The 9,200-nt window shown below is 70.9% G+C and carries 6 protein-coding genes and 3 pseudogenes; 6 read left to right on the top strand and 3 right to left on the bottom strand.

The genetic code is table 11. The features are described 5' to 3' along the window. Positions 1–263: pseudogene (locus tag JM949_RS30325) on the bottom strand (hypothetical protein); the annotation flags it as partial. 219 nt (positions 264–482) lie between these two features. Then, a complete protein-coding gene (locus tag JM949_RS30320) occupies positions 483–653 on the bottom strand; it encodes a DUF5679 domain-containing protein (protein WP_167457767.1) in 171 nt (56 codons plus the stop codon). Positions 654–1,162: 509 nt separating this feature from the next. Between JM949_RS30320 and JM949_RS30315 the strand changes: the two genes are divergently transcribed. Both JM949_RS30315 and JM949_RS30310 read left to right on the top strand, forming a co-directional pair. Next, positions 1,163–1,693 carry a M48 metallopeptidase family protein gene (locus JM949_RS30315; protein ID WP_203151546.1) on the top strand — a complete coding sequence of 177 codons (531 nt, stop codon included), beginning with the start codon at positions 1,163–1,165 and terminating at the stop codon, positions 1,691–1,693. Between the two features lie 262 nt (positions 1,694–1,955). Further along, positions 1,956–2,561 (top strand): hypothetical protein, encoded by a 606-nt coding sequence (locus JM949_RS30310; protein WP_203151545.1) that lies wholly within the window; start codon positions 1,956–1,958, stop codon positions 2,559–2,561. Positions 2,562–2,799: 238 nt separating this feature from the next. Here JM949_RS30310 and JM949_RS30305 read toward each other — a convergent pair whose 3' ends face one another. After that, positions 2,800–4,089, bottom strand: a complete 1,290-nt coding sequence (locus JM949_RS30305; RefSeq protein WP_203151544.1) for a zinc-dependent metalloprotease — start codon at positions 4,087–4,089, stop codon at positions 2,800–2,802. A gap of 115 nt (positions 4,090–4,204) precedes the next feature. Between JM949_RS30305 and JM949_RS30300 the strand changes: the two genes are divergently transcribed. The 4 genes and pseudogenes from JM949_RS30300 to JM949_RS30285 form a co-directional block, all read left to right on the top strand. Beyond that, positions 4,205–5,218, top strand: a complete 1,014-nt coding sequence (locus JM949_RS30300) for a YlbL family protein (RefSeq protein ID WP_203151543.1) — start codon at positions 4,205–4,207, stop codon at positions 5,216–5,218. A gap of 96 nt (positions 5,219–5,314) precedes the next feature. Further along, positions 5,315–8,310 (top strand): annotated as a pseudogene (locus JM949_RS30295) (UPF0182 family membrane protein). Positions 8,311–8,499: 189 nt separating this feature from the next. Then, entirely contained in the window at positions 8,500–9,009 is a 510-nt protein-coding gene (locus JM949_RS30290) for a SigE family RNA polymerase sigma factor (RefSeq protein ID WP_203151542.1), read from the top strand. Then, positions 8,999–9,200 (top strand): annotated as a pseudogene (locus tag JM949_RS30285) (hypothetical protein); the annotation flags it as partial. The gene JM949_RS30290 and the pseudogene JM949_RS30285, both read left to right, overlap by 11 nt.

Below are 9,200 nucleotides of genomic sequence, written 5' to 3'. Positions count from 1 at the left end.
ACCAGCAGGCCGGCCGCCCGCAGGGTGTCGAGCAGGCTACGCGCGTCGTCGGCGTCGACCCGGGTGGCCACCGCCTGGGCCAGCACGGCGCGCTCGCTGCGGGTGCCGTCGAGCAGGTCGAGCAGGTGGGCGGCGCGGGGGTTGGCCAACTCCAGGAGCACGGCGGGCCCGGGACCGACGCCGAGCTGGAGGGTGTGCCGATCCCGCCAGAGCCGGCTGAGGCCGGGGAGCAACGTGGGGCGGGGCAGTGCGGTGCGGCTCATGGTCACTAATCGTGACCGCTTCTTCGCGTTCGGTCGATCGTTGTCCACAGGTCGACCAGGCCGCTGTCCAGCGCTATCCACAGGATTTCGTGGGTTTTCCACAGCCTGACGGTGCGAGTGTCGGCCACCCGACAGAGCGCTGCGGCCCAGGTGCCGCCCGTTGGACGGCAACGGGGGCGGGGTGGCCACCGGCCACCCCGCCCCCGCCGCCCGGCTGGGTCAGACCTTGGCCTTGCCCAGGATGCGGTTCACTGTTGTGCCGCAAACCGGGCACTTGCCCTTGGCCATGTTCATACCGGTCTTCGAGACCTCGACGTGCCCCTCGAAGTCCCGCTTCTCCTTGCACTTCACGCAGTAACCGTTGTAGGTCGTCTGGGCCTGGTCGGCCACGGTGCCCTCCTCGTCTCGTCCGCCGGTCAATGCCGTCCCGGCGGGGTGCCCGGCGGCGGGCCACACGGCGCCGGCGCTGGGTCTCACTCCGCGGCCACCTTCGTGACCGCTGGTCCGCGGACCCTACCCAGGTCTGGGCAGTTCCATGTCAGCTGTGCATCGGCCTGTGAGCAAGTCGACGTCGAGAGTGTGCATGGCGAAATAGGTCGGATAAGTCAGTTTGGCGGGGACACGCCGACCAAACCCTCACAGCCACCCGTGCGAGTGCCCCTGCGGCAGCATTCGGAACGGTGATCACCTACGGTGGGGGGTGACACGTGTCGGGGCCGCCGGTGTTCACCAAGGGTGACGAGATAGCCCGCCGACGCCGCAGTCAAGAAATTTTCCGGACGCCGGGCGACCAATCGCCATTTTCTGGGCGCGTGTCGTGCGGTTGACTCTTGCGGACCCCTGGTCAGTACGCATTAGCTTGCCTTCGTGACACGTAGCCGAGGCTGCGCGGGCCAGTGATGGCGGGGACGCGTAAGCCGGTCGTCGAGGTGCGGCGCAGCCAGCGCCGACGACGCACGGTGTCCGCGTACCGTGACGGTGAGCGAGTCGTCGTGCTCATCCCGGACCAGTTCTCCCGCGCCGAGGAGAGCGAGTGGGTCGACCGGATGCTCGCCCGGCTCGCCGCCCGGGAGGGGCGCCTCGCCCGCTCCGACGCCGAGCTGCTGGCCCGCGCCAACCGGCTCATCGACCTCTACCTCACCGGGTACGCCGCGAAGGCGGTGCCGGCCAGCGTCCGCTGGGTCACCAACCAGAACGGCCGGTGGGGCTCCTGCACCCCGGCCGACCGGAGCATCCGGATCTCGCACCGCGTCCAGGAGATGCCCGATTGGGTGATCGACTACGTGTTGCTGCACGAACTGGCGCACCTCATCGTGCCCAGCCACAATGCCCGGTTCTGGGCGTTGGTCGGTCGCTACCCCAAGTCGGAACGCGCCCGCGGCTACCTCGAAGGGGTGGCCGCCGCCTCCTGCGCCCCGCTCCCAACCTGAGCGCCCCCCAGCAGTAGGCAAACATCCAGCGAGATCGACTCGGTTTCTTGGGAAGCGTGGTGTCCGCGCGGTGGGGATGCCGCGATTTCCGGGAAATCGAGTGGATCATGCCGCGGGTCGCCGCTGGACGGCTCGGGCCGACTCGCGGGGCGGGTTGGCTGGGTGGACTTGGCGGTGAGCTGAGGTGGTTCGTCGGGTGGCGGTTGGGCTGAGCGAGTTGCCGGCCGGGCGGTCTGGGTGGGCGGGGCGCTAGGGTCGGGGCATGGCACGACGGGTGGTGGTGGCGTTGCTCGGGCCGGTTCACTGGTCGCCGCCCGGCGTCGACCGGGCCGAGTGGCGAGCCGCTCTCGCGGAAGACGTCATCGACCTGCTCGCCACGCTCAACGAGGTGGAGGTCGCCGTCGCGGTGACGCCGGCCGACCGTGCCCTGGCCGATGCGCTGGTGTGGCCCGGGACCGCCGTCTACGAGGTGGACGAGGCGACGCCGAACGCGGTGTTCGCCGCGCTGGAGGGCTACGACCAGGCGGCGGTGCTGGTGGCTGACGTGCCTGACCTGCCCGCACTGACCGTCGGCAAGCTGCTACGCCCGCTCACCACCCGGCCGGTAGCGGTGGCCCCGGTAGAGGGCGGCGGTGCGGGGCTGCTCGGGGTGGCGGTGCGACTGCCCACGCCGGGGTGGCTACCAGTGCTGGAGTTGGACACGGCGACACCGGCGCAGGCGCGGTCCGGTGCGCCCCGACCCGGGGACGTGGCGGTCACCGCCGGCTGGCGACGGCTGCGCGGCCCGGCTGACCTGGCCACCCTGGACCCGGCTTTCGAGGGCTGGGAAGCGACCCGCGCGCTCCTCTCGGGCGCAGGACGACCCTGACCAGCTCGCGGCCGGCCTCCCGGTGCCAGCAGGCTTCGGATGCGAGCGACCTCGCGGACGCCCCGACCAGCTTTCGACACCGGCGGGCCGACGGGCGTGTGACCGGCGGTGTCCCGACGGCCAGTAACCGCCGACGGGCTCGAAAGGCTGGCGGGTCGACCAGCCCGTGGACCAGCCAACCACGGCGGCCGTGCCCGGGCGCTCGCTGTTGATCGTGCAGGCGCCCGGGGCTCGGACGTCAGGACTTGGCGTCGTCGTCGCCGTCGGCCTCGTCGGGCTTGCCGGGAGCCTTCTCCTCCACCCCACCGGGAGCGCTGAAGTCGAAGCTGTCCAGCTCGCTGAGGTCCATGTCGTTCATCGCGAACGCGACCGGGTCGGCGAAGTCGTCGTCGGAGGGCAGCAGGTCCGGGTGGCCCCAGACGGCGTCGCGGCCTTCGATGCCGCGGTGCTGGCTGAGCGCCGCCCAGAGCGCCGCGGCCTCACGCAGTCGGCGCGGTCGCAGCTCCAGACCGACCAGCGCGGCGAAGGTCTGCTCGGCCGGACCGCCGGCGGCCCGACGGCGGCGGAACGCCTCGCCCAGCCGGACGACGTTGGGCAGCCGGTCACTGGCGGCGCTGTCCACCACGTGGCACACCCAGCCCTCGACCAGGGCGAGCGCGGTCTCCAGTCGGGCCAGCGAGGCCTTCTGCGCCGGGGTGTCCTCCGGGGTGAAGATGCCCTCCAGCGCGATCGCCTGCATCGACTCCGGGTCGGTGGGGTCGACCCGACCCATCGCCTCCTCGATCGCCTCCCGGTTGACCCGGATGCCCGAGGCGTACATCTCGACCGCGCTGAGCACGTGCCCACGCAGCCACGGGACGTGCTGGAACAGCCGCTGGTGGGCGGCCTCGCGCAGCGCCACGTAGAGGCGGACCTCGTCCTCGGGCAGCTCCAGGCCCTCGCCGTACGCCCGGATGTTTGCCGGGATGAGCGCGGCCGTGCCGGCCGGGCCGAGCGGCAGCCCGATGTCGCCGGCGGAGAGCACCTCCGCGGCGAGCGAACCGAGGGCCTGCCCCAGCTGGCCACCGAAGAGCGCGCCGCCGAGGGTCGCCACCATCGACTGCATCGGGCCGAGCTGGGCGCGCGCCTCCGGTGGCACCAGGTCACCCATCGCGCCGACCATCCGGCTGGCGACCGGGTCGCAGAGCTTGCGCCACACGTCCAGGGTCTTGAAGATCCACTCGTTGCGGTTCCAGGCGACCGGGGACTGGATGCCGGACGGCCACGCCGTGGCGGGCTCCAACCACAGGTCGGCGAGGCGCAGCGCCTCCTCGACCGCGTGACGCTCATACGGTGACACCGCCGGGTCGCCGGCGGCGGCGAGCTGGCTGGCTGCTACCTGCCGGGCCAGGTCCCAGTTGACCGGCCCGCTGCCCGGCGCGGAGAGCAGGTGCTGCAACTGCGACATGAACTGCTGCATCTGCGCGGGATCGTTGGGGTCTGGTGGTTGCCCACCCGGGAGCGCGAAACCGAACGGAATATCAGGCACGACGTCTACGGTACGCGGACCGCGCCCCAGGTAGTCGCCGCTGGCGTTGCGCTGAGGGCGAAGTCGCGCGGCGCATCCGGCGGGTGCCCGGTGCCCGGTCGGTACGCTCTGCGGCATGAGACGTCGTGGCCTGACGGTCCTGCTCGGTGCCCTGTTCACCGCCCTGCTGAGCATCGGGGTGCTCCGGGTGCCGATCCCGTACGTGGTGTTGGGCCCGGGGCCGACGGTCAACACCCTCGGTACGGCCGACGGTAAGGAGGTCATCCAGGTCTCCGGGCGGGAGACCTCGACCTCGGCCGGGCAGTTGCGGCTGACCACGGTGGGGGTGCAGCCCACTGTGCGGCTGCGCGGGGCGATCGCGGGCTGGTTCTCCGACGACGAGGCGGTGGTGCCGCGCGAGCTGGTCTACCCGCCGGGGGAGTCGACCGAGCAGGTCGAGCAGCGTAATGCCGAGGACTTCAAGGCGTCGCAGACCAGCGCGGAGACCGCCGCGCTGCGGGAGCTGGGCTTCCCGGTGCAGGTGGTGATCAAGACGGTGGCCGGGGACGGCCCGGCCGCCGGGGCGCTGAAGGCCGGCGATCTGATCACCTCGGTCGACGGCCAGCCGGTGCCGGTGGCCGCGAAGGTCACCGAGCTGGTCCGGGCCAAGCCGGCCGGTACGGCGTTGACCATCGGCTACACCCGGGACGGCGTGCCGGCCACCGCGACGGTGACCAGCCGGGAGCAGGACGGCCGACCGCGGATCGGCGTCGAGATCGATCAGCAGCAGCCGCACCCGTTCACGCTCGGCATCGACCTGGGGGACATCGGCGGGCCGAGCGCGGGTCTGATGTTCGCGCTGGGGATCGTGGACAAGCTGACCCTGGCCGACCTCACCGGCGGTCAGATCATCGCCGGCACCGGCACCATCGACGACGAGGGTGCCGTCGGTCCGATCGGCGGGATCGCGCAGAAGTTGGTCGGCGCGAAGCACGCCGGGGCCAGGGTGTTCCTGGTGCCGGCGGACAACTGCGCCGAGGCGGTGCGCAATCCCCAGCCCGACCTGCCGCTGCTGCGGGTGGGTTCGTTGGACGAGGCGATGACCGCTCTGGAGACGTTGCGCGCGGGTGGTCAGCCGACCCGTTGCTGACCGGTGTGACCGTGCCCTTACCCGCTCAGGAACACCCCGTACTCTGGGTGCCTGGTCGGAGCCGATCACATCGAGCGTGCGGAGCCAACAGTGGTCATGCGTAGCAGCAGCCCCCTTCCGAGGATGAGCCGGCGCGGGCGCGTCACCATCGCTGTCCTGGTCGGGGTGTTCGTGCTCTTCACCCTGCTCGGCTGGGGTGTCCAGGCGTGGACCGACTGGCTCTGGTTCGACGAGGTCCGCTACACCGAGGTCTTCACAGGCGTCCTGCTGACCCGACTGCTGCTCTTCCTCGCCATCGGCCTCGGCATGGCGGTGATCGTCGGTGGCAACCTCTGGCTGGCCTACCGGTTGCGCCCGCGACTGCGTCCGCACTCGGTGGAGCAGGCGACCCTGGAGCGCTACCGGATGGCGCTCAGCCCGCGGCTGGGCACCTGGATCTCGCTGACCGCCGCGCTGGTCGGGCTCTTCGCCGGCCTCTCCGCGCAGAACCGGTGGAACCAGTGGCTGCTCTTCCGCAACGGCGGTGACTTCGGGATCAAGGACCCGGAGTTCGGGGTGGACATCGGCTTCTACGTCTTCCAGCTGCCGTTCTGGCGTTACCTGCTCGGGGTCGCCTTCACGGCTGTGGTGCTGGCCGTGATCGGCGCGTTGGCCGTGCACTACCTCTTCGGCGGGGTCCGCCTGCAGGGCGTCGGGGACCGGATGAGCAACGCGGCCCGCGCGCACCTGAGCAGCCTGGTCGCGGTCTTCGTGCTGTTGAAGGCCATCGCGTACGTGCTGGACCGGCGGGCGATGTTGCTGGAGTACAACGAGGGCGCCAAGTTGTACGGCGCCGGCTACGCCGACGTCAACGCGTTGCTGCCGGCGAAGGAGATCCTGGCCTACATCTCGATCGTGGTGGCGATCGCGATCATCGTGTTCTCCAACGCCTGGATGCGGAACCTGGTCTGGCCGGGCATCTCGCTGGCGCTGCTCGGTGTGTCCGCGGTGGCCATCGGCGGCATCTATCCCTGGGCGGTGCAGACCTTCGAGGTCAAGCCGAGCGCCAAGGACAAGGAGGCGCCGTACATCCAGCGCAGCATCGACGCGACGCGGGCGGCGTTCGGGTTGGGGGCGACCGAGACGACCCCGTACGCGGCGAGCAACCTCACCCCACCGGCGAACCTGGCCACCGACACCTCGGTGGTGTCGAACGTGCGACTGCTCGACCCGCAGCTGGTCAGCGAGACGTACACCCAGCTCCAGCAGGTGCGTGGCTTCTACGACTTCGGCCCCAAGCTGGACATCGACAGGTACGGGGTGAACGGCAAGACCTCCGACTACGTGGTCGGGGTCCGGGAGATCAACTACGGCGAGCTGACCGACCAGCAGAACACCTGGATCAACCGGCACACCGTCTACACCCACGGGTACGGACTGGTGGCCGCCCCGGCCAACCAGGTGGTCTGCGGTGGACAGCCGTTCTTCGTCTCCGGCTTCCTGGGGGAGAAGACCCAGGAGGCGTGCTCCTCGCAGACCGAGCAGATCCCCGCCAAGCAGCCGCGCATCTACTACGGCGAGCGGATGGCGGCCGACGACTACGCGATCGTCGGGCAGTCCGACCCGAACAAGAAGGCCGAGTTCGACAGGCCGGTCGGTGAGGGCGGCGGCGAGTCCTACACCTACACCGGTGAGGGCGGCGTGGAGATCGGCTCCTTCACCCGCCGGCTGCTCTACGCCATCAAGGAGCAGGAGTCGAACTTCCTGCTCTCCGAGGCGGTCAACAAGGACTCCAAGCTGCTCTACGTGCGTAACCCGCGCGACCGGGTGGAGAAGGTCGCGCCGTTCCTCACCCTGGACGGCGACCCGTACCCGGCGGTGGTCGACGGTCGGGTGCAGTGGATCGTCGACGGTTACACCACGGCGGCCACCTACCCGTACGCCGAGCGGGTCAACCTGCAGACCGAGACCACCGACGAGTTGACCAACCGGGGCACCTTCAGCTGGCCCGGGAGAACGTCAACTACATGCGCAACTCGGTGAAGGCCACCGTCGACGCGTACGACGGCACCGTGAAGCTCTACGAGTACGACGACACCGACCCGGTGCTCAAGGCGTGGAACAAGGCGTTCGGCGGTGACCTGGTGCTGCCGAAGGCGGAGATCCCGGTCGAGCTGACCGAGCACCTGCGCTACCCGGCGGACATGTTCAAGGTGCAGCGCAACCTGCTCACCAAGTTCCACGTGACCAACCCGGGTGACTTCTACTCGGCGCAGGACTTCTGGCAGGTACCCAACGTGCCGGACGCTCCGGACAGCGGCCAGAAGCAGCCCCCGTACTACCTCTTCACCCAGTTCCCGGGGCAGGAGAGCCCCCGGTTCCAGCTCACCTCGGCGGTCACCCCGAACGGCCGGCAGAACCTCGCCGCGCTGATCTCCGGGTCGTACGTCGAGGGGAAGCCCCGGCTGGAGGTGCTGGAGCTGCCGGATCAGACCCGGATCTCCGGCCCGGTGCAGGTGCACCAGCAGATGACCAACAACGCGAACATCCGTCAGCAGCTCAACCTGCTCTCCAGCAACCAGGCGCAGGTGCAGTACGGCAACCTGCTCTCGCTGCCCTTCGCCGACGGGATGCTCTACGTGGAGCCGGTCTACGTGAAGAGCAACCAGCAGGACGCGTACCCGCTGTTGCAGAAGGTGCTGCTCTCGTACGGTGACGGTGGCTCCTTCGTGGCGCTCGCCGACAACATCAACGACGGCATCAAGCAGCTCGTCGAGCAGGGTAAGAAGGCTGGGCAGGGCACGTCGCCGCCGCCGAGCACCGGGGGTAACCCGACGACCCCGACGCCGACCCCCACGCCGTCGTCGCCGACGCCGCCGCCGAGCGCCGGCACCCCGCCGCCGACCGGCGAGCTGGCCACCGCGGCGGACCGGGTGCAGAGCGCGATCACCGAGGTCCGGGCCGCGCAGACGTCCGGTGACTTCGAGCGGTACGGTCGCGCACTCAAGGCGCTGGACGAGGCGCTCACCGCGTTCCAGCAGGCGCAGCAGGCCGCCAACCCGGGCGGTTCGCCCAGCGGCGGCCCGTCGCCGAGCCCGAGCGCCGGCGGCTGACCGCACACCGAGGGCAGTTCCGCGCGGAGCCCCCGTCGCCGGACCAGATCAGGTCCGCACGGCGGGGGCTTCGCTGTGTCCCGATCTATCCGCATCTGTCGTCTCGCCGACACGTCCGGCCAGCCCCGCAACCTGTGCCGCCGGTCCGCCGTCCTCCTTGCAACGGGGTCGGAACGAGGGGGGTCGGCGGTGCGGGACGCGCAGAGCTTTGATGACTTCTACCGCAGCACCGCTCGGCGGATGGTGCGGTACGGCTACGCGGTCGCTGGCGACCACAGCGAGGCGCAGGATCTGGTGCAGGAGGCGTACACCAGGGCCTGGCGGCAGTGGGGGCGACTGTCGGCGCATCCCGCGCCGGAGGCGTGGCTGCGGCTCGTGGTGGCCCGGCTGGCGACCGACCGCTGGCGGCGGCTGCACCGCTGGCGGGCGGTGCAGAGCCGCACCGGGCCGCCGGCGGTCGCACCCCCGCCGAGCGAGGACGGGGTGCTCCTGGTCGGGGCGCTCCGTCAGTTGCCCGCCGCCCACCGGCAGGCGTTGGCCCTGCACTACCTCTTCGACATGTCGGTCGAGGAGATCGCCCGGGAGACCGACGTCCCGGTCGGCACTGTGAAGTCCTGGCTCTCCCGGGGCCGGGCCCGCCTCGCCGCGCTGCTGCCCGAACTCGCCACGGTGCAACTGGAGGCCAACGATGTCGCGTGAACTGTCCGAGATGTATCGGTCGCTCAGCGATGCCGCCGACGGCCAAGAGCTGACGCACCCCGAGGCGCTCCGGCGGTTCGCCGACCGACGGGCGCGGCTCCGGGTCACCGGCTCGGCGCTCGCGGTGGCGCTGCTGGTCGGCGGGGTGGCCGTCGTGGCCGGCTGGCGTACCCGGCGGACGGCTCCGCGCC

This window comes from Micromonospora tarensis, assembly GCF_016803395.1.
GTDB lineage: Bacteria > Actinomycetota > Actinomycetes > Mycobacteriales > Micromonosporaceae > Micromonospora > Micromonospora tarensis.
Note: the sequence above shows the minus strand (reverse complement) of the source record. Positions and strands in the feature narration are given on the sequence as shown.